Origin of the sequence: Kushneria halocnemicola (assembly GCF_965650455.1) — a bacterium.
GTDB lineage: Bacteria > Pseudomonadota > Gammaproteobacteria > Pseudomonadales > Halomonadaceae > Kushneria.
In genome coordinates this window covers 1,553,479-1,575,783 of the sequence record NZ_OZ287968.1, presented here as the reverse complement: position 1 = coordinate 1,575,783, position 22,305 = coordinate 1,553,479, and the positions used below count along the sequence as shown (strand labels likewise).

Sequence of the window (22,305 nt, the reverse complement as noted above, 5' to 3'; positions counted from 1 at the left end):
GGCTAGAGCAGCGCCATCTGCGCCGGGGCAGACGTCTGCATCTGAGCCAGCAAGGCCTGTCGTTCCAGTCCGGCCTGACGCGGGCGATAATCCTGGGTGGTGATAAAGGGCGCCAGTTTTTTCATCGAACAGCCCAGCCGGGTCAGGTCGGTATAGCGAATGCGGCGTTCACGACGCAGGGTCTCGATGCGCCGCGCGCTGGTGATGCCAATGCCCGGTACCCGAGCAATCATGTACATGTCGGCGCGGTCCAGATCGATGGGAAAGAGCTCACGATGGTTGAGCGCCCAGGCCAGCTTGGGATCGATATCCAGTGACAGATTGCCGGGACCTGCCAGCAGTTCGTCGGCGCGAAAGCCGTAGCCGCGAATCAGGAAGTCGGCCTGGTAGAGGCGGTGTTCCCGCAAAAGCGGCGGCGCGATCAGCGGTACCGATGACGGACTCTCGGGAATGGGCGAAAAAGCCGAATAGTAAACCCGCTTGAGGCGGTAATCGCCGTACAGCGACTGAACGTTGCCCAGAATGGTGTGGTCGTCGGTGTCGTCAGCTCCCACGATCATCTGGGTGCTTTGTCCGCCTGGGGAGAAGCGCGGCGCTTTGGGTTCGGCAGTCGCCTCGTCCAGACCGTCACGAATGGTCGACATGGCGTGGCGAATGGTGATGTCGCTTTTTTCGGGCGCCAGCCGGTTCAGGCTCTGGCTTGTGGGCAGCTCGACGTTGACGCTGAGTCGGTCGGCATACAGTCCGGCCTGACGGATCAGATCCGGCGACGCATCGGGAATGGTCTTGAGATGGATATAGCCACGAAACTGATGCTCGACGCGCAGCGTGCGGGCTACCCGGACCAGCGCCTCCATGGTGTAGTCGTTGGAGCGGATGATACCGGAGCTTAAAAAAAGTCCGCTGATCAGATTGCGGCGATAGAAATCGAGCGTCAGCCGCACGATTTCATCCACGCTGAAACGCGCTCTGGGCACGTTGCTTGAGCGTCGGTTGATGCAGTACTGACAGTCATACAAACAGAAATTGGTCATCAGTATCTTGAGCAGCGCCACACAGCGGCCATCCGGCGTAAAGCTGTGGCAGATACCATTGCCGTTGGTCGCGCCCAGTCCTTTCTGGCCCTTTGACGAGCGTTTGGGCGCGCCGCTGCTGGCGCACGAGGCATCATATTTGGCGGCATCGGCCAGAACGATCAGCTTGTCGGTGAGCTGCATGGGCGCTCCTTTAACTGTATTTGTATACAGTATAGATGACGAGCGCCAACAACAACTGAATTGCATTCATCCTGTCGGCAGTGGCATGAACGGTGTTATCGGTCTGTAGGCCGAGCGAGGGTCATGAGACACCGGTCATGACGGCGGTCAGTGCATGATCATTCATGTCGGCAAAATCACCGATCAGCCGGGCGCCGGGCTGCCAGGCCTCGCTGAGCATGCAGTTGAGTACCAGCGTGCATCGACCCGGTGAGAGGGTGGGGTCGATCTCTTCGATAAAGGCGTCGTGGAAATAAAAGCGCGTACCGGTCAGGGGGTAGAGCGCCTTGAAAAGGCTCTCCTTGAGCGAGAAGGTCAACGTGATCACGCGTGCGCGCTGCTCAAACGTGAAGGCCTGGATGGCCTGATGCTCGCGCGGGGTCAGAATCGAGGCGGCGAGATAGTCGGCGCGCTCAGGTGTCAGCCAGCGCTCGGCATCCACTCCCACACCCTGATGAATCGGCGCAGTACTGACCAGCGCGGCGGCAAGATCGTGCGCATGGGTAATGGCACCCCGGGCCGGTACCGGCCAGTCGACCCGGCGGTCGGCAAGGCTTGGCAGGGCGCTGACATGAATATCGAGTGCGGCGAGGGCGTGACGGGCGCAGACCCTGCCGGCCAGATATTCGGCGCGACGCTTGGTAACAGCGCGGGTGAGGTTCTCCGGCAGCGCCATGTCCCAGGCGGCAAAGGCGCTGTCGTCAAAGCGTTGAACTTCAAAGGAGGTCATGCTCAGTCGCGCCCCGCTGGCCGAAGAGATAAAGGGCCAGCATAAGTGTGGGGGCGCGATGGCATCAGACATGGCAGGCAGCGTTACAGTGACAGCAGACCGACGATGATACCGCCGAAGATCAGCCATTTGACCACGTAGTACAGCGTCTTGTTCTTCTTTTTAAGCCGCTTGCCCGCTTCCCGAACCTTGTAGATGTACTTGAAGGCGCGGTTGAGCCCGCCGGTATGATCGTTTTCATCGTTGGGCGAGGCAGCGGCCGCCATAACGTTGCGACTGAACCAGCGATTGACCGCCGCGGCCCAGCGATACTTCATGGGGCGCTCGATGTCGCAGAACAGAATCAGGCGATTTTGCTCGGTATCGTTCTGGGCGTAGTGGATGAAGGTCTCGTCAAAGAGCACCGCTTCACCGTCGCGCCAGCTGTAGTCGATGCCGTCCACGTTGATGCGGCAACGATCATCGTTGGGCGTGCGCAGCCCCAGGTGGTAGCGAATCGAGCCGGCATAGGGGTCACGATGTTTCATCAGTTTGCTGCCGGCAGGCAGCTCGGCAAACATGGCGGCCTTGACGCCGGGAATGCCGGCCAGAATCTCGGTTGTGCGTGGACAGAGCTGACGGGCTGACTCGTGGCTGTCGCCATACCATTTGAGATAAAAGCGCTTCCAGCCGCGGCGGAAAAACGAGTTGAATCCGGCATCGTCCTTTTTGGCCGAGCCCTTGATGTGGTCTTCAAGCGCCAGAGCCTCGTCGCGAATTTCTTCCCAGCGCGATGTCAGGGCCGCAATGTCCGGAAAGTCCTCGGCGCGATGGTAGGGACGGTCCGGGACCTTCGAAAACAGATACATGAAGCCGTTAATGGGCGCCATGAAACTGGAATGATCCGACAGCTGGCGAAAGGGCTTGTGACGAACACGGCCACGAAAATGCACATAAAGAATACTGGCCACGATCAGGGCCACGATTGTCCATTTGATCATAGCGATCTCTTTTCCGGGATGATCGCCGGTAGGCTCGGCGATGGTATTGGCTTGTCAACTGGCGGCGCAGTCTCGCATGTCCGCGAAAGGGTGTCATTATGGAAGTCTGACGGTCTCATCGAACAGGGTCGATCATGCCTCTGATCGATGCCTCTGTCGATATGATTTGCAGGCTAACGACTTGAAAGCAGCGTCGCAGGGCCTAATGTCAGTATGTGGATATCAAACGTTCACGGCCGCTGGTCGTGAGTCCGTTACCAGACGCTTTCAAGCGTCAACTGACAGGAGGTCACATGATTCCCGATATTGGTCTGGGTACCTATCGACTCAAGGGGCAGGAGGTTATCGATTCGGTGACCACGGCGCTCGAGCTGGGATATCGACATATCGATACCGCGCAGGTGTACGGCAACGAGGCCGAGGTGGGCCAGGCCATCGCTGACAGCGGTGTGGCGCGCGACGAGATCTTTTTGACCACCAAGATCTGGACGGATCGCTTCTATCACGACGATCTGATCAAAAGCCTTGAAGAGAGTCTGGAAAGGCTTGGCACCGATTATGTGGATCTGGTGTTGCTGCACTGGCCCTCGCCGGATAATGAAGTGCCGGTGGCCGAGTCCATCGGCGCACTGGCCGAGGCAAAATCACGTGGCCTGACCCGTAACATCGGTGTTTCCAACTTCACCATGGCCCAGCTGGATGAGGTGCTCGGGGTTGAAGGGGGCGACCAGATCGTCACCAATCAGATCGAAGTGCATCCCTTTCTGGCCAACAAGGCACTGGTCGAACATTGCAGGGAGAAGGGTGTCAGGGTCACAGGCTATATGCCGCTGGCGGTAGGCAAGGTCATGGAAGATGACACGCTCAAACGTATTGCTGATGACCATGACGTGACACCGGCCCAGATTGCGCTGGCGTGGGTGGCGGCACGCGATATTGTGGTGATTCCTTCCTCAACGAAGCGCGCGCACCAGCAGTCCAATCTGGACGCCATGAAGGTTTCGCTGAGCAATAACGAGATCGAGCGCATCAATGCCCTTGATCGCGGAGAACGCATTGCCAACCCTTCCTTTGCGCCGGTCTGGGATGAGTGATGTCTCTGAGCCGAAACCGTTTCAGGCCGTAAAAACATTCGGCAAAACGCAAAAGGGGCGCCCGGCGGGCGCCCCTTTTATCGGAATGAAACAGAATCGGCAGTGACCTCAGGAGCTCAGCAGCGATGGATTGAGCGTGAGCATCTGCATCGAAAAGGACGTCGGCGTTTTCGGTTTGCCATCGGCATCGACGAAGTAGAGCTCAAATCCCGTGCACTGACGGCGTGTCTTGCTGCCGTTGATGTAGCTGTTCAGATGCTTGAGGCCGTCAAAGCGAATACCCCGGTCTTCCACGGTCACCTGAATCAACGGGTTATCCAGCAGGTATTCGGTCACCAGCTTGATCGTTCCCTCACTTGTCACCTGATTGGTCGTGAAACACCCCAGGCCCCGGCTGAGCTTGTCCTGACGCCACAGGAAATGCTGCGGTATGCCGGTGGTCAGCTTGACCTTTTCACCCTTGATCATCATCTCGCTGACGCCTGTCAAACCCACTGTGGGGACACCGGCGGCGTTGCGGGTCAGGCTGTAGTGCTCATAGAGGTCGTCTCCCTTGGCAATGGAGATAGCGCCCGAAAATGCCCCTTTTTCGTGGTCCTCGAGCGCCAGCGGTCCGCCCTTGGTTCGAAGGGTAATCCCTCGGGGCGCCCCTGCGCTGTTTTTGCCGGCTTCGATGGCAAAGGTGGGCAGATAGCACCACTTGTCAGCCTGTTGGACAATGTTGTCGGGTGTAACGCGCATCGCTCGACCGGCAGCCGTTCTCACCACCATGGCACCGCCGTGGGTAGAGACGCCCCCCATACGGGAGTCGTTGAGCACCGAGCTGAAAACGTTGCGCCAGCCCCAGGTCACCTTGTTGCCCGCCGCAAAGCAATTCATGATCTGCTGGTAGCTGCTGCTGCGAATGGCCGGATAGCCGTTTTCGTCATCGGTTTCATCCTTGGGTGCGACCAGCGGAACATGGGCAGCGGTGCCCGTGTCACGACGTTTCTCCCACCAGTTGCCGATGAAGTTACAGTCATAGATGTGAGAGGCCAGCAAGGCATCGCCACTGATGAATTCGAAGATGTTGTCCTGGAAGGTGGAGCCATTGATCTGGCGACGGAAAACGAACGCGTTGCCGCAGTTGTTGAACTCGTTGCGTATAAAGCGCGCCGTGGTCGAATAGCTGTTTTTGGCATCCTCGCAATAGAGCCCGTATCCCACCTGAATGCAGACGCAATCCTTCATCGTGAAGTGAACCAGGATCTCCTTGACGTAGATGGCATACTGAATATTCGTGAAATGAATATTGCTGAACACGCTGTTGTAGCCCTGAGCGTCGAAGGCCGTGTTGCCATCGGTTTCCTTGTGTCCCTGAACCAGCAGGTTTTCCACCATCGGTCCCTGTTTGATAAACATCGGACCTTTCAGGCCACTTGAGGGCCGAAGACGGGACATGCCCAGATTCTGGTTTTCACGAACACGCCCGGCACCGCTGAGGCTTTTGTAATTCAGGTTGACCGTGTTGGCGATCACGTAATCACCCGGCGGCACGATAACGGTTACCACCTCTTTGGCGGCCGCAGCGTCATTGAAGGCTTTCGAGCTGTCGCTCTTGCCGGTAGCGTCGGCGCCAAAATCCAGAACGGTTTTTACGGTAGCTGTGGTCATGAGTACTCTCCAAAGATAACCATGTTGGTGTCGTGGCGTTATCCTTTTTGGATAACGTGTAATCATGGTTAATCATTTGGTTAATACGGTCAAGCCTAAATTGCTTATTTTGGTTAATTAAAAGTGATGAGTTCGAATAACCCTTTTTAAACAATAATTTGCTAATCGATTCGGAATGACTAACGACGCAGCATCATCTGCGCCATGACAACACCAATGATTCGACAGTGTGGCCCCAGGGTCATGTACTGCTGTGCCCAGCCCCGGTTGAGTGCCTTGAGCATGGGCGGCTGCCCCGGCTCCTCGATATATCGCTTGAAGGTAGCCTCAGCGCTGCCGTGCTCTTCACACTGCACGATCACATCATCGCCGGACATGGCCTGCACATCCGGGTCAACGAAGATCAGCGTTCCCGGTGGATAAACTTCCATCATGGACTCTCCGCGAACGCGGAGCACGAAGCAGCCCGGGCCACAGTTGGGCGGGCGGGGGAAAAACTCCTGATCCCCATCATCGATGATGCTGGCCGAGGTTTCCGTCCACGCGCCTGCCTGCACCCAGCTGAGCAGAGGTGCCATCCCGTCCATCAAGGGCGCCTGTTCAATGCTGTTGTCACTGCGTGGCGGCATGGGGACCACGTTGTCTTCATGGGGGCGAAAAGAATCATGCACACTGTCCAGCCAGCCATCTTCCTTGCCAAAGGCCGCCTCGATACGGCGCGCAAAATCATCCCCGATATTTCTTGTTGCCTTGCTGCTCAATACTCGACTGGCTGCAGGCGGCTCGACTCCGACGCATTCGGCAAACGCCTTGTTGCTGCCTGCCTGATCGCGTAGCGCGCGCGCGTTCTCACGTCGTATCTCACTCACTCTTTGCATAATCATTCTCTCTGGAAGTATTAAAACTTTTCCAAAATTATCCTTGATGGTTAACTAATGCGCATGCATACTCCGCTTTGTTAACCAAATGTGTGCATATTGTGCATCCGGTGACTGGATATTGCCATTTGAAAGTAAGCGAGTCCCGGCCTGTTAGTGGTGCTTCATAAAGAATCCCATACGCACGGAGAGTCTCATGAATGAATCACAGCGCAGCAAGATCATTATCGCCCTGATGAAGCGTGAAGGTGGGTTTGTCGACCACCCTGACGACAGGGGCGGTGCGACCAATCATGGCATTACGCAACGTGTGGCGGCCGAACATGGTTACCACGGCAGCATGCGGGATTTGCCACAGGAGCTGGCAGAGAAAATCTATCTGAAAACCTACTGGCATGCGATGAAACTCGACGAGATCAGTGCGCGTGCGCCCGCACTGTCAATTGCAATGCTGGATTACGGCGTACACAGCGGCACTGGACGTGCCGGAAGGCAATTACAGGAGGTGGTCAATGTATTGAGCAACAATGGACGGCGCTGGAGCGCCATCACGGTAGACGGTTGCATTGGAACGCAGACGCTCAGGGCAATGGACGCCATGCTCAAACTTCGCGGTGTAAACAGCGGTAATACACTCGCGAGTACCATTAATGCGCTGCGTCTGGCGTGGCTGGTTGATCTTGCAAAGCGCGATGTCTCGCAGCAGGCATTTGCACAAGGCTGGATAGACCGTGTCGTCAGGCTTGAAGAGGCTATGTATGACATCGAATCTGGCACTGGTCGAAATGGAGAGTCCGACAAACGACGAGGATCTCGTCATGGAATGGCGTGACGTCAGACGACGTCTCGCTGGTGAGGCGCCCGAAGTGGCGCAACTGTTTGATAGCCCTGTCACCTGTGAAGCAGCGGGGGCCATTGTGGCGGCCACGCTGGGCTGCTGGCAGGACACGTCCTCCCGCGCCGTGCTGGCGGCGCTGGAAGAACAGCCGGAGCTGATGGAGCGAATCCGACTGCTGGATGTCGAGCGGATTCGGCTACAGCTGGGGGCCATCGATTACAAGGCTTCCACCTCCCAACCGGTGGATATTGCAGTCACAGGGCTTTTCAAAAACGATTGGCGAGCAGGGGTTGGCTGGACACTGTGCGGCATGCTGGCACTCATGTCCCTGGCCATCTGCATCACGGTCATCAGGTCACCGGATCGAATTCATGATTGCGTCGAGATCATGACCTGGCTGATCTTTTCAGCCAGCGGGATCCTTGGCATCAACCTTCACGGCAACAGTGTAGAGCGCCGTGCCATGATGGAGGAAACGCACATGGGAATGAATGATCGGGGTTCGGACGCCGGGCCACCACGGCCCCGGGATTTTGATTGAAGATGTTTGTCTGCCTCAAGCGCCCGGCCATGCCGGGCGCTCTTGTATCCAGTTAACGTTCGACAAGGCGAGCGTTGAACTCGATCGGGATGGTGTCATCCAGGCGCTGATAGCCCAGCAGTGACAAAACGGTCTGCGCGTTGTCCAGCTGCATCAGTTGTTGCGTATCCACGCTGATGGGTTCGGCCAGTGTCAGGTGATAGTACTGTTGATCCAGTCGCTCAAGCGTCAGGGGCACCTGTTCGCTGCGTTCGAAATGATTGCCACTGGCGGTCAGCGTGACATTGCGGGTTGTTGCGTCACCCGGCTGCAGATTGCTCAGCCAGGCCGGATTGACCTGCGTTGATAGCGTCACCATGGCCGAGTCGGAAGACAATCCCGACAAAAGCCCGCCCAGGCCACTCTGCTTGCCCAGTAGATCGGTCTGCTCAAGGCGCAGTGGCATCTCGAAGTGCCCCTCATCATCGATGGTTCCGTTAAGTTCGGAGACATGATAAGTCCGCTCCATTGGCCCGCGCTGGCCCTGGCCTGCCACATGAGCGGTAATTTCGCTGTCGGCCGGGACAAACTGCCAGGCCGCCTGTGCCTGCGTTGTCACCGCAAGCGCTACGCCTGCCACGCCCAGCATCTTCCAGAAACGATCACGCATGCGCTCACTCCTTGTTAATAAACGATACTGGCCTCACAGCGGTGCTTTGGGTATCATACGCAACCGCATTATCAGGGCCTATAGCTCAGTTGGTTAGAGCAGGGGACTCATAATCCCTTGGTCGCAGGTTCGAGTCCTGCTGGGCCCACCAATTATTTCCTTTCTAAAGCAATGGCTTACGGTCGCCGCGCTTTGTGCTCTATCATCCTGTTTTTGGATTTGGGGACACTTTTGGGGGCACTTGTATCTGAGATGCCCTGCCAGCGCAAGCACTCAATTAAGCCTCGTATAGCTTACTGGTTCACCTCAAAAGCGCTCCTATACCGTATTTGAGAGCTTCTGTGCCTGCCAGCGCTCCCGCTGACCGCATCGCTTGCTTTAGTTTTTCCATACCCTTTGACTTCCTCAACTCCTCCAAGGTTTCACCGCCGATAGGAGTTAACACCAATGTGGTATCTAACATCTCGTACTGGTTGCCCAAACCCCGGCTAAGGCCCCAGCCCAACTCAGGGCGCAAGTCCTTGGCTTTGAAAAGCCCCGCTTCGAAAAGCTCATCCATGTGATAGGTAAACTTTTCAATATCGTTTGGCGCAGCTTGATTGAAGTCTCCAAGGAAACGCTCTATGAGAGGGGGAAGGGTTACACCCACGTATTCCCCCTCGCCAATAGCGCCGAGTATGTCCTTTACCATTTGGCTATCAATCATCCGAGCACCCCTTGCTGGAACAGTTGCTCACAGGGTAGTCCCTCCTTTATCTCTTTCCATGCACCAATACAGGCATATACACCCGCCTGAGCAAGGCTCTGCTAAAGGTAGGCCCGTCGTACCTCTCCGAGGTTTGAAGGCTCGTAGGGCCCTCGCTGGCAATATCTGGAAAGTGAAATTTGACCCGGAGTTCTGCGAGGATATTTAACTTTTCGCCGCCGCCCAATCTCCCCAATAGGGGCCTCCAGGCCCGAGCAACGAGCGCAGATGCTTGGGCGATTGTGCGCCTTGGGTTAGCCGAGTGAAGCCTCTAGCGGGCTCAGAGGTGCCCGGACTGCTGCCTGCCTTATGTATAGCCTGCTTATCCTGTGGGCAGAGAGGGAAGCTCCTCTTCCGCGCAGTCTGGTACAGCAGGAGATGCAGGAGCTGAAAGTCCTAAAGGACACACAGGGGGCGAGAGGTCAGGGCGGTGCGAGGGTAAAGGATAGACTCTGTGGCTCTCTGGTGGCCTCTGGAATGGCTGGACACTCCTGAAATGAGCCATCTAAGGAGATGAAGGGGAGATGGGGAAGGGTAGCGGCACTAACAGACCCTGCCTCCCTGTTCCTCCGGTACATACTTTGGCTCACCTCTGGATGCGAGGATCGAGGGTAAGTATTTGTTTAAAATATATTTATTTCCTAAGCCGACACTATAGGAGAGACAGTCGTCTCAGGAAGCATGGAAGTCCCAGCAGTCCAAGAAAGCCAAGCCCCATCTCCTCCTTTATCTTCTGATAAAGAGGGTTGAGCAGGGAGCGCAGGAAGCCTAGGCATCCCGTCTTACGACGAAGGTCAAGGGCGTTGATCAGAGATCAACAGAGAAGAAGCTATAGCAGCCTAAGGCAGCCTCAGTACGCACGCACCGCGTGATGTCTGAGCAGTCCCAAGGCAGCACAGGAAGCTCCGCGCAGCGGGAGGCCCGGTTGGGGTTTGGGCGATATTTGAGATCAACGATAAGGAGGGGAGTATGGACGGCTGGATTGAGCATGTAGCAGAAGGACCCTGTATCGAGCACACAGGCTCTTATCACTACAGCGGCTACGGTAGGGTATACAGAAATGGAAAGTCGCTAGGAGCGCATAGAGTGGCCTATTGCAGGGCGAATGGGCTTGAGATAGAAGACATATCGGGCAAGCTGGTACGTCACGCCTGTGACAACCCTGCTTGCGTGAACCCAGAGCACCTGTCGTTGGGTGATCATGCTGACAATATGATGGACAAGATGCACAGGGGGAGGTGTGGCTCCCGTCCGGGAAGTTGGATAATCTTCATGCAGAGCCCGGAAGGCAAGAGGCGAACATTCCTTTCACAGAAAGAGGCAGCCGAGGCTGTAGGTCTTGCTCAGCCCTCTATAAGCAAACTGGTGAAGGGTGGTCATGTTAAAGCAAGCAAGATGCGTGGCTGGGTCTTTCTACGTGCCCATAAGGTAGTGCTAGGAAAGGGCAGGGCCTGAATACACAGGACCTGTCTGGCCGCCAACCCCGCACCTCTCAACCCCTGTTACTTCTCAGACTGTTTAAGCTCTTTCTTGATACGGTACACCGTCGCCACGCCACAGCCCGCTATGTTGGCTATGTCCTCGTTGCTCAGGCCATCGGTGCGCAGATGCTTAAGCACTTTCTCCCGGACTGCTCGGTCCTTTGCGCGTCCCGCTGGCTTCCAGTCCGGCTCTTTGGCCTTCTTCCGGGCAATGCCTTGCTGAATGCGCTCCACTCTTTTCTCCTGATCTAGACGCGCCATAGTTGCCATAAGGTCGATCAGCATAGAATTGATAACCCGCAGAATGTCCCCGGTAATCCCACCCTCCATGGTCTGGTGAGAGGTAGGCAGGTCCTGCACTACCAGTCGGAGCCCTTTATCCTCAATGTTCCGCTTCAAGGTCCCCCAGTCCTGCTGAGATAGGCGAGACAGCCGGTCTACAGACTCAACCACGATGGCGTCTCCACGTTCAGCTTCCGCCAGCATATTTATCAGCTCCGGGCGGTCTAGCTTTGTACCGCTGGCGTTCTCTACGAACGCATTCTGCACCTCCAGGCTGTGCTCTTCAGCAAAGGCACGGAGTGTGTCTTCGGCTCTTCTGGCATCTTGCTCTTTGGTGCTGGCTCTCAGGTAGAGATGTGCTTTCATGATGTCACCTATCAGAATTATATAGCTCGGATAGATTTAAGATAATTCTATCAGTTGTCATATTGCAATAGGTATTTTGATAGACGCTATCAGAATGCATGGTGGCTCTCGTATTAGTAGACTTTTTTGATAGCCCTCTCGGCATAGAAACCCATTGCCATGACCTTGCTTGGCAAATTACATGGTTAGCTATAAAGGCATTGGGTTTAGGCTTGACACAAGCTAGCCTTGTAGAAAGACTTAATGGGGAGCAGGGCTGTGCCAAGCATATTCTTTTCATACTCTCATGCTGATGAGGCGATGAGAGATCAGTTAGAAAAGCATCTTTCTGTGTTGAAACGACAAGGAGTCATTGATACTTGGCATGATCGACAAATAGATGCGGGGCAGGAACTGGACGGGCGTATCAGTGACCATGTAGAAAACGATGACATTATTCTGCTTCTGGTCAGCCCGGACTTTCTCAACTCTGATTACTGCTACGATGTAGAAATGTCCCGAGCAATGCGGCGCCATGAGCTTGGTGAGGCTGTAGTTATACCTGTCATTCTCCGGCCCTGTAGCTGGTCTGGTGCCCCGTTTGGAAAGATTATGGCTACACCGAAGGATGGCTTGCCCATTTCAAGGTGGCCTGACCAAGATGAAGCATTTCTGGATGTGACCAATTCAATAACTAGAGTTGTAAATAACCAGTTTGGTGAGGCTTATTCCAAAGGGGTGGGGGCTTTGCCGATAGGCACTACGATGGCGCAGCAATTATCAGTATCTGGCCTCCCTATACGGTCTAGCAATCTCCGTGTTTCTAAACAATTCACAGACCGTGATAAAGACTCTTTCAGAAACTCCACTTTTGACTATCTAGCTAACTTCTTTGAGAACTCACTGGAAGAGCTTGAGAAAAGAAATCCAAATATAGATGGATCGTTTCGTAAAATAGATGCTAATCGCTTTATAGCAGGCGTATACCGTGATGGTAGAGAAGCCAGCAAATGCACAATATTTGTTGGGGGAGCCGGTGAGGGAATCGCCTATACTATCGGTGAAGTATCCCCCGCAGGGAACGCCTTTGGCTACAACGAGTGTCTGCGTGTAAAGTCAGATGATCAGCAGATTTATTTAGAGAGCCTTGGTATGTCCCACTTTGGCGGTGGCAAAGATAGGAAGTTATCTCAAGAAGGTGCTGCTGAGCTTTATTGGGAAATGTTCATCCAACCTTTGCAGAGATGATAGCGCCTGAAGTCGATACGTAATGCCGGGGCATTTAGGGCAGGAGTAAACACTGCTAAGTGCCTCTGTGCTTAAAAGCTCGGATACTTACCCTGCCGACTATAGTGTTGCCGTCTTGGCATATCTTACCTTTATCCTTGCCTATCTGTTTTTAACTCCTGTGCGCCTGCTTGCGCCCTCAGTGCTTCCCAATATTGCGCCGGAGGGTCTCTGCTTCCTTCTTCATGCAAGCATCCCGTGAGGCAGCCTCATGTTCAGATAGTATTCCCTCTGGCCGTTGTACCACCTTGCGCTCGGCCTCTCTGCGCTGTGCTTCTCTACCTGACGGCTGAGCCCTGTGCAGGGTGAACACGAGAGCAACAACTATGACCACGGCCAATAGTGTGCTGCCGCTCATGCCTGTGATGTCAGCATACAAACGCTCAGGCCAGCCCAGCACCCATTCGATCAGCTCTTTCATCTATGCCCCTCTCCTCTGTATGGCTGGCGGATATACCCAGTTCTGCACCCTTTGTTGGGTAGGGAAACAGTAACGATGCCTGTCTATTGGGCCTTTGAGCGTGAATCGTGACCGTTGATAACCCCTTCTAACCAATCATCCCAAATCTTTATGGCTTCCCTTTTCTCCTTCAAATAGTCATATCTATCGTAATGCCTACTTGATACATCGTTCATGACGTGTCCATGAAGCAGGTCCCTTGTGTGCTTCGGCACGCCTAGCTCCCCCAATACCGTTTTGGCAGTGCGGCGGATGTCTCGTATGGTCCACTGATTCGCTTGAAACTGCTTGCGGTAATCAGTGACCAAGGAGGAGGGGCTCTCCAACAGCATATGCTTTTCAGACCCCCTATGATTGGGGAAGAGGAAGTCCCAGCCACGCGCCTTACTACGCTCCATGAGTGGCTCAAGTATTCTGATAGCTCGGTCAGAGAGAGGGACAACATGGGGTCTGCCGTTCTTTGTTCCCGAAGCGGGCATGTCCAATATCCGCCGCTGTATATGGACGTTTTGAACCTGCAAACGCAGTAGAGAGGTTGGACGCTGGCCTGCCGTGGCAAGGCAAAGTAGGACAACCGGGACAGCGTTGGCTGTTCTCTGGCGCATTTTGGGCAACTCCTCCCAAGCCCGTCTGACATCCTGCGCTGACATCACGGTCTCCCCTTGGCGCTCCCAGTCAGACTGCTTGGCTATGGCGGAGACTGGGTTAGCAACTAATCCCCATTTTGTGGTGCTGATCCGTCTCGGATCGTTCTCACTGGTCAGACCGTATTGGTAGGCCGCGTGCAGGTAAGCCCGTAGGCGGTTCGTGGTCGTGGTTATGCCACGTTGGATATAGTCCGACAGTAGTTTGGTAAGTTCTCGGACCTGCACCTCTCTAGCTGGCTTGCTCCAGAGGTGCGGGTAGGGCTTTTGAACATACCTCTGCAACCGCCTGTAGGTTTCATCTGCGGTACGTCTGCCAAGCTCCCGCATGTTCTCCGTGTAGGCGTGGCAAAGCTCTCCCAGCGTGCCATAGGGGGTCTCGTCTAAGGCTGCCTGAATCGTCGCAGGAGGTGCTGCCGTGGGGCTTTTAAGCGCGTTCTTACCCTTGCCCTGCACGGTGAAGCCTGCGATGCCTGAAGCAGCTTTGGCCGCTTCTTCGCGTGCTTTGGACAAAGGCATATTCGGGTGAGTGCCTAGAGTTACCTTCTTGCGCTTACCACCCTCCCTGTACCTGTACTGCCACTCCTTCGCACCGTGAGGACGGATACGAAGTATCAGCCTGCCAGTGCCGCGCTCGCGCGTGTCATCGGAGATTATGTACTCCTTCTCCTTTGGCTTTAAAGCCTTGACCTTGCTCTCAGTCAGCACCGCTGTACCTCTCGATTTTGGGGCCCTTTTTGGGGACACTTATACCGTAGGTTATTATGCGATGAACTAAAGGGGTTATCTAGGCAGGTTCGCTGGAGGGTGCGTTATTTCTGGGTTGAGGGCTTTTTAGGGAAGATGGGGAGGGATGGAGGCTCGACTCATAATCCCTTGGTCGCAGGTTCGAGTCCTGCTGGGCCCACCAATTCTTTCCTGCATTGTTCGATTCTTCCCCATTCTGCCTTTCTCGCCTGAAGTGGTTCGTCAGCAGCATATCGCTGATTTCTACTGGCCTACCTGTCTTTTTCGAGCTGAAAGAAGTGGTTTTTTGCTCGGTTCATGATGCCACACGATGATCCAGTGGTTTTGAGACAGCACTATATGACCGGTATTCAAATTATGTGTTTTGAACTTCATATGAAAATCAAAAAGGGTCAGTGCGATGAAAGGGGCCTGCCGGCCAAGTGGTAGGGCGAATTCCAGAGGCACTGGAAATAGCAGCATCGATGAGTCTTGCGACCCGTGCAGATAGGACGCATTCAGCCGTGTTCATGGCGCGCTTTGTTTAAAGCGATAGTGCAGCAACAGGGATGGCCTATCAGAAAAGCATCAGGGCAATGTTATTGTTTGCCGTCATCCTTGAAAGCGTCGTGGCAGACACAGCACAGTTTGTTGCCGTCAGGGTCACGTAGATAGGCGCCATAGAAATAGTCGTGATACTGCGAGCGCAAGCCAGGGGCACCTTCGTCTGTGCCGCCAAGTGCCAGTCCAACCACATGAAACTGATCCACGAGCTCATGACTGCGCGCCCTGAAAGCGACCAGCGTACCGTTGCCATGAGTAGCCGCCTCCTCATTGTAAGGGCTGCATACAAGAAAGAGGATCGGCTCCTGCGGTGCGGCATAGCACAGCCACTGGGTTTCGCTGTCGTCGTCACCATGTCGATAAAGGCCGATGCAGCTCAAGAGTGCATCATAAAACTCTCTGGCCCGGACCAGGTCGTTACTTCCTACCATGACATGACTCAGCATGATTGTAGTGCTCCGGCATCTGCTGTTCTGGCAGGTATTGATTGGCACAACCGCGTGGCGGTCATTGTGGCGCATCATTATGATTGATTGAACGAACAATAACAGTGCCACGAAGGCTGGATCATTCCGGGTAGTAGCAAATGATCAGAAAGGCATTATGTCGGCGGCAGGAAAAGATGTTCGTGAAGGAAAAACCGCGGTTACCGTCTTTCAACGGTAACCGCGGCCAGCTTCCATGCTGATGAAAGCATTCCATGCCTTAGGCGATCCATGCACGGCGTGAATCCTTCCACATGACCAGACTATTCGTGCTGATCACAACGCGCTATAGCCCTTTCGTGAAAAAGGGAAGAATCTGGCACCGCCCATGAAACAACCCGGATTATTGATCCGGGTTATTAGCCGCGCTTCTCGTGGTATTGCCAATTGACGCTCTCAGGTAAAAAACGACATGAGATCGCGAAGCAGTTGAAGGGTATTGCTGATGGCTTCTGCCATGAGGGTATCTCCGTGACAAGTGACTGATCGCTTTCGATAACGCCTGGGGTGACGGCAAACGGTCGATGGCCATGATCAAGGGCAGCCGGACCGTGAATTGCGTTCCGGGCACTGCTCTCGATGATCCATCGATGATCGAAGAAGAATACGGAGCAGTGAAAATAGTATGGCGTGGTATCACGTCATCAGCGAGTGGAATGATATATAAAGTCGTCGCTGGCTCGCTGATAGCGGCTTGTGCCCAGAATGCCAGCCTCGGCGCGCTCGCCGTTTCTCTGTATGGCCTGGCAGATGATATCGGTCTGGCCGGTAAAGGGTCTCAGGCCCGTTCTGACAGCCGTTTCCAGCAGCGCGTAGCATACTCCGTTGTTAAAGGGCTCGAGCTCCTCATCGCTGTAGTGATGATCTCCCGAGTAGGTCAGTTCGACGCTGATATTTTCATCGGTCAGCGAGCGAACGTTATAGCCCACCAGCCGCTCATCCTTGACCATCCTGTCGAGCGTTTCGGTAAACGGCGCCTCGGGAAGTGTCTCGGCCCGTGCCATGGCAAGGCCACCCGACAGATAAAGACCGACCAGCACAAGTGCGGATAAAAAATTCCGGTTCATAACACCCTCGCTTTGGTGATGTACTAATATTCTGTCTGCTTTGGAACTAGACAGCTGTGCCGAAAAAAAGATGGCACAGGTTAAATTGGCGCCAGGTTAAATTCTTGCCTAGGCTGCAAAGTGCCTGTTTTCGAAAAGGAGAATTCGAAATGACGTTCAAGGGTATCGCTACTACCGCAGTACTTGCATCCGTTCTCGGACTGGCTGGTTGTTCCGGCAACGATGTACAAAATCAATCGCCCTACGCGCAGGCTGATGGTCGTTATCAGGGAACGCTGCCGTGTGCCGACTGTGCCGGAATCAAGACCAATCTTGAAGTCCGCAATCAGGACAACACTGGTGCAAGCTTTACGCTGGACAGCACGCGTCTGGGACAGAGTGAAAAGCCGCTGCGTACTCAGGGTCAGGTGCTGATCAAGGAAAACGTGGGGCCCAACAGCTATCCGCTGGTCTATGAATTGAAAAACGGTCAGGGCAACACCATCTATAACCTGCTGCCGGTAGGTAATGGTGACATGCGTCTGCTGGATCGTAATTATTCACGCATCGATTCCAGTGACAACCTGACACTCAAGCGCATTAATTGATAAGTGTTTGAGTCTCGATAACCCGGCCCTCGTGGCCGGGTTTATTGTAGGTACCAACGATTTGTACAGGAGATTGATATGGGTGATCTGTCTGAAGAAATGAGGATGCCGACCGCGTGTCCTGAATGTGGCAGTCATAGCGTTCGCCTGTCAGAAGTTAAAAACCCGGCCGATAAGGTATTCTGCTCATCGTGCAACACCGTGCGCGGACAGTATGCGGATCTGCAGAAAGAGCTTCAGAAAAAGCCAAAAAGCGAAGCTGAACAGCTTCTGGAAGAAGTGGTCAACAAAAAGAGCGATGCACCGGATCAGTCGTCATAATCCGGCGAATGTCCTGATCGTTCACACCGTATTAAAAAGGCCCGCTTCCATGGAAGCGGGCCTTTGCGTTGATGGGCGACCGGGATCAGCTTTTGATGCCGCCCCAGTTGCGGCGATGGCAGTCACACTCGCTGTTCTGACAGGGCTGATTGTCCGGATGCGACGACGCGCAGGCTTCGCAACAAAAGGATTTGCCGTTGACCACGGGCGCGGTATCGGGAACGACGCACTCGCAGTAGGTGCAGTCACAGATGCGTTGTGTCATGAAAGACTCTCCTTTTATGAGACAGTAAGGGTTGCATATCCTGACTCAAGCATAGGCCTTCAGGGGCCGGGTGTGCCCTGAATGCTAGCCCATGAAGGCATTGGCAACGAAAAGCCCTGCAAGCGCTGTTACCCAGCCAAGCGTGGTCGGCACGGACACCACCAGCATCTGATGTTTGGCGTTCTTGACCCCCAGCATGCGGTTGACCACCCAGAAATAGCTGTCGTTGAAGTAGCTGAAAAACAGCGCGCCAAGACAGGCGGCCTGAGCGGCAAGCACCATGTTGACCTCCGGCATGGCAGACAGGATCGGCGCTGAAATGGAGGCACCCGTAATCATCGACACCGTGCCGCTCCCCTGAGCAAAGCGCACCAGTGTGGCAATGATGAAGGGGATCAGAAACGCCGGCAGGGCCAGCGAGGCCACCTGAGTGCCGATATAGTCCCCCGCGCCACTGGCCCGCAGCACCGCCCCCAGAGCGCCGCCGGCGCCGGTCACCAGCAAAATGATGCCGGCACTTTCTACCCCCTTTTCCAGATGGCCCAGAACATCTTCGCGCGGCATCTTCGGCACCAGCCCATAGACGGCCACCAGCACCCCGATGCCCACGGCAATGACCGGGTTGCCAAAAAAGGTGATCAGCTGCCCGATCAATGAGGATTCGATGTCCAGCGTGTCGCTGGCACCGGCCACGGCACTGAACAGTGTATTAAGAAAAATCAGGCCGATCGGCAGTGCGATGGGCAGTACAGAGCGCAGCAGAGAGGGCAGTTCATGCTCGTCAAGCTGCGGCGTTTCACTGTCACTTGCGGCAAGGCTCAGACCCTTACCCGTATCGCGCTCGATCATGGCCTCGATGCGTGGGCCCATGATGCGCGCGTAGATCACCATTACGATCAGTGCCGGCACGGTGAACACGATCCCCCAGGCGATCATCAGACCGATATCAATACCGAAGATGCCCGCGACCCCCAGCGGCCCGGGCGTCGGCGGTACGGCGCTGTGGGTCACGATCAACCCCGAGCCCAGCGCGATCCCCAGAGTCAGGACCGAGCGCCCGCTGTTGCGCGCGAGCGCCCGTACCAGCGGATTGAGGATGACGTAGGCCGAGTCACAAAAGATCGGAATCGAGACGATATAGCCGGTCAACGCCATCGCCCAGTCTTCGCGCTCCTTGCCCAGCAGGCGCAGGATGCTGCGCGCCAGACGCTGTCCGGCACCGGACACCTCCAGAATACGGCCCATCATGACGCCAAACCCGATGACCAGACCGATGGTGGCCAGCGTCGCTCCGAACCCGGTGGTAATGGCACCGATGACTTCATTGGCCGGCATGCCGCCGATCAAACCGGCGAGAGAGGCTGCCGCGACCAGCGCCAGCAGCGCATGCACGCGGGTTTTCAACACCAGAAAAATCATCACAAAGATGGCAATGCCCAGCCCGATAATGACCTGGGGGCCCGCAGCGGTAGCTTCCGTCATGACAGTTCACTCCAGAGGGAGAGCATCGCCCGGATTACCGGGCGATGAGGGATCAGGCATTCTGATCGGCCAGGTAGTGCTGGTGGGCGCGGATGATGTCATCAAAGCTGTCGTCAACGTCAAAGCCCAGTGACAGGGCGAACCGGTTGTCAAACAGCGGCGCCCAGCTGTAGACGATCGACTCGATCTGCGCGTCACGCTCGTAACGAATCAGTGCCGCCGCCTCCGGTCCGGCCACACGCGCCAGACTCTCGACCATCTCTTTGACCTGAATCGACATGCCCGGCAGATTGACGGTGCGACAGTTCCCCATGCGCTCGCCATCAAGTGACAGCGCATGGGCGAGGTTATTGATGATGGTTTCCGGCGAGCAGATCCAGATGGCAAATTCCGGGTCGATCGGACAGATCGCCTCTTCCCCATTAAGCGGCTCGCGAATGATCGAGCTGGCAAAGGAGGAGGCCGCCCGGTTGGGCCGCCCGGGACGCACCACGATGGTTGGCAGACGACACACCCGCCCGTCGACAAAACCGCGGCGGCTATAGTCATTGACCAGTAGCTCCCCCATGGCCTTTTGCGTGCCGTAGGAAGAAAGGGGTTGTGGCGCGGTCTGCTCGGTCAGCGGCGAGGGCATGCCAGGGCCGAAGACGGCCAGCGAACTGCTGAACAAGAATCGGATGTGACCACCGCGCTGGCGGCAGGCCTCCAGCAGCGCGCGGGTGGCATCGAAATTGACCCGCATGCCCTCATCGAATTCCGCCTCGGCATGCGAGCTGACAATGGCCGCCAGATGACATACGGCGATCGTGTTATCGCGAAAGGCCCGCTCGATGACGTCAGGGTCGCTGATATCGCCGACCACGGAATCGATCCGATCGTCCGCTACCGGGCAGGGCGCCAGATCAAGGCTGGTGACATGGCTGATGGGCTGGCCGTCGAGCGTGCCCTGCTCGAGCAGCTTCGCGGCCAGCCGTGCGCCCAGAAACCCGGCCGCGCCGGTGATGATGATATGCATTGCCTGCTCCCTGTCGTTGGTTGTCAGACAGCCTTGTAAAAAGCTATCCGGGTCTATCGGTTAACGAGCGTTGTCAGTGAAACGCTCACCGTGATCGAGCGATATTATTCAAAGGGTGTATTGAGTCCTTGTCCTTTTTTTGTAATGTTGTCTGACAACTGTTGAGCGGGGCAATATGGTCATTGGTCGAACAGGGATTGCTGATACGTCGATGTTATTGGCGTGGCAGTTGCAACGAGGTGATGCACACCATGGCTGATGCGTTATCGGATCGGACGCCCGGATTTGCCGAGCAGATGGCCCGTGCTCTGACGCGTGCCATCCATACCGGTGAACTGCGTGCCGGTGAGCGCCTGCCCACCGAGGCGGCGCTTGGACGGCAGTACGACGTCAGCCGCTCGGTCGTGCGCGAGGCGATCTCCGTGCTGCGCAGTGCCGGGCTTGTGGTCTCAAGGCGGGGCAGCGGCAGTTTTGTCGCCGACGAGCCACAGGTGTCGCTGGTTCAGGCACTGCCCGGCGGCTCGCTCGCCTCGGTGCTTCACCTGCTGGAGCTGCGTCGCGCGCTGGAAGGCGAGGCGGCCTTTCATGCCGCGACGCGCTGTTCGCGCTCGCAGCTGCGTCGGCTGCGCAATGCCATGGTTGAAATCGACGAGGCCGTCGAGACCGGCGAATCCGGCGTCGATCAGGACATGGCCTTTCATCGCGCCATCGCCGAGGCCTCGAACAACGAGTATTTCATCACGGTGCTGGATTTCTATACCCGCTTTTTGCATCAGGCCATCGGGCTGACCAGGCGAAACGAGGCGCGTCGCGAAACGTTTGTGGCCGAAGTGATCCGAGAACACGACGCGATCATCGACGCCATCGCCGCCGGGGACGGCGCCCGCGCCCGTCAGGCGGCCTGGTGGCACATGGATCAGGCGCGCCGCCGGCTCAACGACATTCCCTCGTCGCTGATCGAGGGGTTCGAGCAGGCCTGCAGCGACCATCAGAACTAACCACACAAGGCAGCATGAATATGGCGGACAGGCTCAGAGCAGGGGTGATCGGGCTGGGATCGATGGGGCTGGGCATGGCCACCTCGCTCATTCGAGGTGGTTTCGAGACACAGGGATGCGACATCAACCCGCAGGCGCTCGAGACGCTGGCCGGGGCCGGCGGCACACCGGTACAAAGCCCTGCCGAGATGGGCCGTCAGGTCGATATCGTCTTTCTGGTGGTGGTCAACGCCGATCAGATGCGTCAGGTGCTCTTTGGTGACAACGGTCTTGCCACCACTCTGGCCCCCGGCAGCATCGTGGTGGGCTGTGCCACTGCCGCACCGGAGGCCGTCATCGCGCTGGCCGATGAGCTGGCCGCGCAGGATATCCACTATCTCGATATTCCCATCTCCGGTGGTTCGGTCAAATCCGCTGCCGGTGAGCTGACGCTGATGTCCTCCGGCCCGGCCGGGGTGTTCGAACGCGCCCAGCCGGCACTTGATGCCATCGCTGCCACCATCTTTAGATTGGGGGACGCACCGGGACAGGGCTCGCAGGTCAAACTGGTCAATCAGCTGCTGGCGGGGGTGCACATTGCCGCGGCGGCCGAGGCGATGGCCTACGGCATCAAAAGTGGCTGTGATCCGCAAACGCTGTATGAGGTGATCACCCAAAGCGCCGGCAACTCCTGGATGTTTGAAAACCGCGTGCCGCACATTATTGATGGTGACTACACCCCGCGCTCGGCGGTAGACATCTTCGTCAAGGATCTCGGTCTGGTGCATGACACCGCCCGCGCTGACCGATTCCCGCTGCCGATGACCGCCCAGGCCCTGACCATGTTCAGCCAGGCTTCCTCCATGGGGTATGGCCGCGAGGATGATGCCGGCGTGGTGCGTATCTTCCCGGGTATTGATCTGCCCACCCGTGCTGCCAACGACTAATTCTGC

General features: G+C 56.1%; 24 protein-coding genes and 1 tRNA gene. 10 read left to right on the top strand and 15 right to left on the bottom strand.

The features are described 5' to 3' along the window. Positions 1-2 precede the first annotated feature (2 nt). The 3 genes from ACS92L_RS07235 to lpxO form a co-directional block, all read right to left on the bottom strand. Positions 3-1,217: a putative DNA modification/repair radical SAM protein gene (locus ACS92L_RS07235; protein ID WP_438768094.1), complete on the bottom strand. Its 1,215-nt coding sequence runs from the start codon at positions 1,215-1,217 to the stop codon at positions 3-5. A 121-nt stretch (positions 1,218-1,338) separates the two neighbouring features. Next, a complete protein-coding gene (locus tag ACS92L_RS07230; RefSeq protein WP_438768093.1) occupies positions 1,339-1,986 on the bottom strand; it encodes a 4'-phosphopantetheinyl transferase family protein in 648 nt (215 codons plus the stop codon). A gap of 83 nt (positions 1,987-2,069) precedes the next feature. Beyond that, positions 2,070-2,966, bottom strand: a complete 897-nt coding sequence (lpxO, locus tag ACS92L_RS07225; RefSeq protein ID WP_438768091.1) for a lipid A hydroxylase LpxO — start codon at positions 2,964-2,966, stop codon at positions 2,070-2,072. 293 nt (positions 2,967-3,259) lie between these two features. Here lpxO and dkgB point away from each other — a divergent pair, with 293 nt between their 5' ends. Further along, positions 3,260-4,060 (top strand): 2,5-didehydrogluconate reductase DkgB, encoded by an 801-nt coding sequence (dkgB, locus tag ACS92L_RS07220; protein ID WP_438768089.1) that lies wholly within the window; start codon positions 3,260-3,262, stop codon positions 4,058-4,060. A 108-nt stretch (positions 4,061-4,168) separates the two neighbouring features. Here the strand turns inward: dkgB and ACS92L_RS07215 are convergent, their stop codons facing one another. Together ACS92L_RS07215 and ACS92L_RS07210 are read right to left on the bottom strand one after the other, a co-directional pair. Further along, positions 4,169-5,713 carry a glycosyl hydrolase family 28-related protein gene (locus ACS92L_RS07215; RefSeq protein WP_438768087.1) on the bottom strand — a complete coding sequence of 515 codons (1,545 nt, stop codon included), beginning with the start codon at positions 5,711-5,713 and terminating at the stop codon, positions 4,169-4,171. Positions 5,714-5,892: 179 nt separating this feature from the next. Further along, complete coding sequence (locus tag ACS92L_RS07210; RefSeq protein ID WP_438768086.1) at positions 5,893-6,582, bottom strand: LexA family protein; 690 nt, start codon at positions 6,580-6,582, stop codon at positions 5,893-5,895. A gap of 205 nt (positions 6,583-6,787) precedes the next feature. Between ACS92L_RS07210 and ACS92L_RS07205 the strand changes: the two genes are divergently transcribed. Together ACS92L_RS07205 and ACS92L_RS07200 are read left to right on the top strand one after the other, a co-directional pair. After that, positions 6,788-7,423, top strand: coding sequence for a glycoside hydrolase family 108 protein (locus ACS92L_RS07205; RefSeq protein ID WP_438768084.1), 636 nt, complete (start codon positions 6,788-6,790; stop codon positions 7,421-7,423). Then, positions 7,410-7,970: a hypothetical protein gene (locus tag ACS92L_RS07200; RefSeq protein ID WP_438768082.1), complete on the top strand. Its 561-nt coding sequence runs from the start codon at positions 7,410-7,412 to the stop codon at positions 7,968-7,970. The genes ACS92L_RS07205 and ACS92L_RS07200 overlap by 14 nt, the downstream gene beginning before the upstream one ends. Before the next feature lie 52 nt (positions 7,971-8,022). Here ACS92L_RS07200 and ACS92L_RS07195 read toward each other — a convergent pair whose 3' ends face one another. Next, positions 8,023-8,619 (bottom strand): hypothetical protein, encoded by a 597-nt coding sequence (locus ACS92L_RS07195; RefSeq protein WP_438768081.1) that lies wholly within the window; start codon positions 8,617-8,619, stop codon positions 8,023-8,025. Between the two features lie 74 nt (positions 8,620-8,693). Here ACS92L_RS07195 and ACS92L_RS07190 point away from each other — a divergent pair. Continuing rightward, positions 8,694-8,770, top strand: a tRNA-Ile gene (locus ACS92L_RS07190). A gap of 150 nt (positions 8,771-8,920) precedes the next feature. Here the strand turns inward: ACS92L_RS07190 and ACS92L_RS07185 are convergent. Beyond that, positions 8,921-9,325, bottom strand: a complete 405-nt coding sequence (locus ACS92L_RS07185; protein WP_438768080.1) for a hypothetical protein — start codon at positions 9,323-9,325, stop codon at positions 8,921-8,923. Positions 9,326-10,333: 1,008 nt separating this feature from the next. Here ACS92L_RS07185 and ACS92L_RS07180 point away from each other — a divergent pair. Next, a complete protein-coding gene (locus tag ACS92L_RS07180; RefSeq protein ID WP_438768078.1) occupies positions 10,334-10,819 on the top strand; it encodes an HNH endonuclease in 486 nt (161 codons plus the stop codon). 47 nt (positions 10,820-10,866) lie between these two features. On the opposite strand, the gene ACS92L_RS07175 is transcribed toward ACS92L_RS07180, so the two are convergent. After that, positions 10,867-11,493: a recombinase family protein gene (locus tag ACS92L_RS07175; RefSeq protein WP_438768076.1), complete on the bottom strand. Its 627-nt coding sequence runs from the start codon at positions 11,491-11,493 to the stop codon at positions 10,867-10,869. A gap of 258 nt (positions 11,494-11,751) precedes the next feature. Here ACS92L_RS07175 and ACS92L_RS07170 point away from each other — a divergent pair, with 258 nt between their 5' ends. Further along, a complete protein-coding gene (locus tag ACS92L_RS07170; protein ID WP_438768075.1) occupies positions 11,752-12,720 on the top strand; it encodes a toll/interleukin-1 receptor domain-containing protein in 969 nt (322 codons plus the stop codon). Positions 12,721-12,898: 178 nt separating this feature from the next. Here ACS92L_RS07170 and ACS92L_RS07165 read toward each other — a convergent pair whose 3' ends face one another. The 4 genes from ACS92L_RS07165 to ACS92L_RS07150 form a co-directional block, all read right to left on the bottom strand. After that, positions 12,899-13,180, bottom strand: coding sequence for a hypothetical protein (locus ACS92L_RS07165; RefSeq protein ID WP_438768073.1), 282 nt, complete (start codon positions 13,178-13,180; stop codon positions 12,899-12,901). Positions 13,181-13,263: 83 nt separating this feature from the next. Next, the gene (locus ACS92L_RS07160) at positions 13,264-14,571 is read right to left on the bottom strand and encodes a tyrosine-type recombinase/integrase (RefSeq protein WP_438768072.1); all 1,308 of its coding nucleotides are present in this window, start codon (positions 14,569-14,571) and stop codon (positions 13,264-13,266) included. A gap of 617 nt (positions 14,572-15,188) precedes the next feature. Further along, a complete protein-coding gene (locus tag ACS92L_RS07155) occupies positions 15,189-15,599 on the bottom strand; it encodes a VOC family protein (RefSeq protein WP_438768071.1) in 411 nt (136 codons plus the stop codon). A gap of 683 nt (positions 15,600-16,282) precedes the next feature. Beyond that, positions 16,283-16,705 carry a hypothetical protein gene (locus ACS92L_RS07150; RefSeq protein WP_438768068.1) on the bottom strand — a complete coding sequence of 141 codons (423 nt, stop codon included), beginning with the start codon at positions 16,703-16,705 and terminating at the stop codon, positions 16,283-16,285. Between the two features lie 149 nt (positions 16,706-16,854). On the opposite strand from ACS92L_RS07150, the gene ACS92L_RS07145 reads away from it, so the two are divergent. Together ACS92L_RS07145 and ACS92L_RS07140 are read left to right on the top strand one after the other, a co-directional pair. Further along, the gene (locus tag ACS92L_RS07145) at positions 16,855-17,292 is read left to right on the top strand and encodes a copper resistance protein NlpE N-terminal domain-containing protein (protein WP_438768067.1); all 438 of its coding nucleotides are present in this window, start codon (positions 16,855-16,857) and stop codon (positions 17,290-17,292) included. A 78-nt stretch (positions 17,293-17,370) separates the two neighbouring features. Continuing rightward, complete coding sequence (locus ACS92L_RS07140) at positions 17,371-17,613, top strand: hypothetical protein (RefSeq protein WP_438768066.1); 243 nt, start codon at positions 17,371-17,373, stop codon at positions 17,611-17,613. 85 nt (positions 17,614-17,698) lie between these two features. On the opposite strand, the gene ACS92L_RS07135 is transcribed toward ACS92L_RS07140, so the two are convergent. From ACS92L_RS07135 to denD, 3 genes are all read right to left on the bottom strand, one after another. Then, positions 17,699-17,878 carry a hypothetical protein gene (locus tag ACS92L_RS07135; protein WP_438768065.1) on the bottom strand — a complete coding sequence of 60 codons (180 nt, stop codon included), beginning with the start codon at positions 17,876-17,878 and terminating at the stop codon, positions 17,699-17,701. A gap of 84 nt (positions 17,879-17,962) precedes the next feature. Continuing rightward, positions 17,963-19,360, bottom strand: coding sequence for a GntP family permease (locus ACS92L_RS07130; RefSeq protein WP_438768064.1), 1,398 nt, complete (start codon positions 19,358-19,360; stop codon positions 17,963-17,965). 52 nt (positions 19,361-19,412) lie between these two features. Next, complete coding sequence (gene denD, locus ACS92L_RS07125; RefSeq protein ID WP_438768063.1) at positions 19,413-20,375, bottom strand: D-erythronate dehydrogenase; 963 nt, start codon at positions 20,373-20,375, stop codon at positions 19,413-19,415. Between the two features lie 251 nt (positions 20,376-20,626). On the opposite strand from denD, the gene ACS92L_RS07120 reads away from it, so the two are divergent. Continuing rightward, on the top strand, positions 20,627-21,373 hold the full coding sequence (locus tag ACS92L_RS07120; protein ID WP_438768062.1) for a FadR/GntR family transcriptional regulator: 747 nt from the start codon (positions 20,627-20,629) through the stop codon (positions 21,371-21,373). Between the two features lie 14 nt (positions 21,374-21,387). Beyond that, the gene (ltnD, locus tag ACS92L_RS07115) at positions 21,388-22,299 is read left to right on the top strand and encodes an L-threonate dehydrogenase (protein WP_438768061.1); all 912 of its coding nucleotides are present in this window, start codon (positions 21,388-21,390) and stop codon (positions 22,297-22,299) included. The last annotated feature ends 6 nt before the right edge of the window (positions 22,300-22,305 follow it).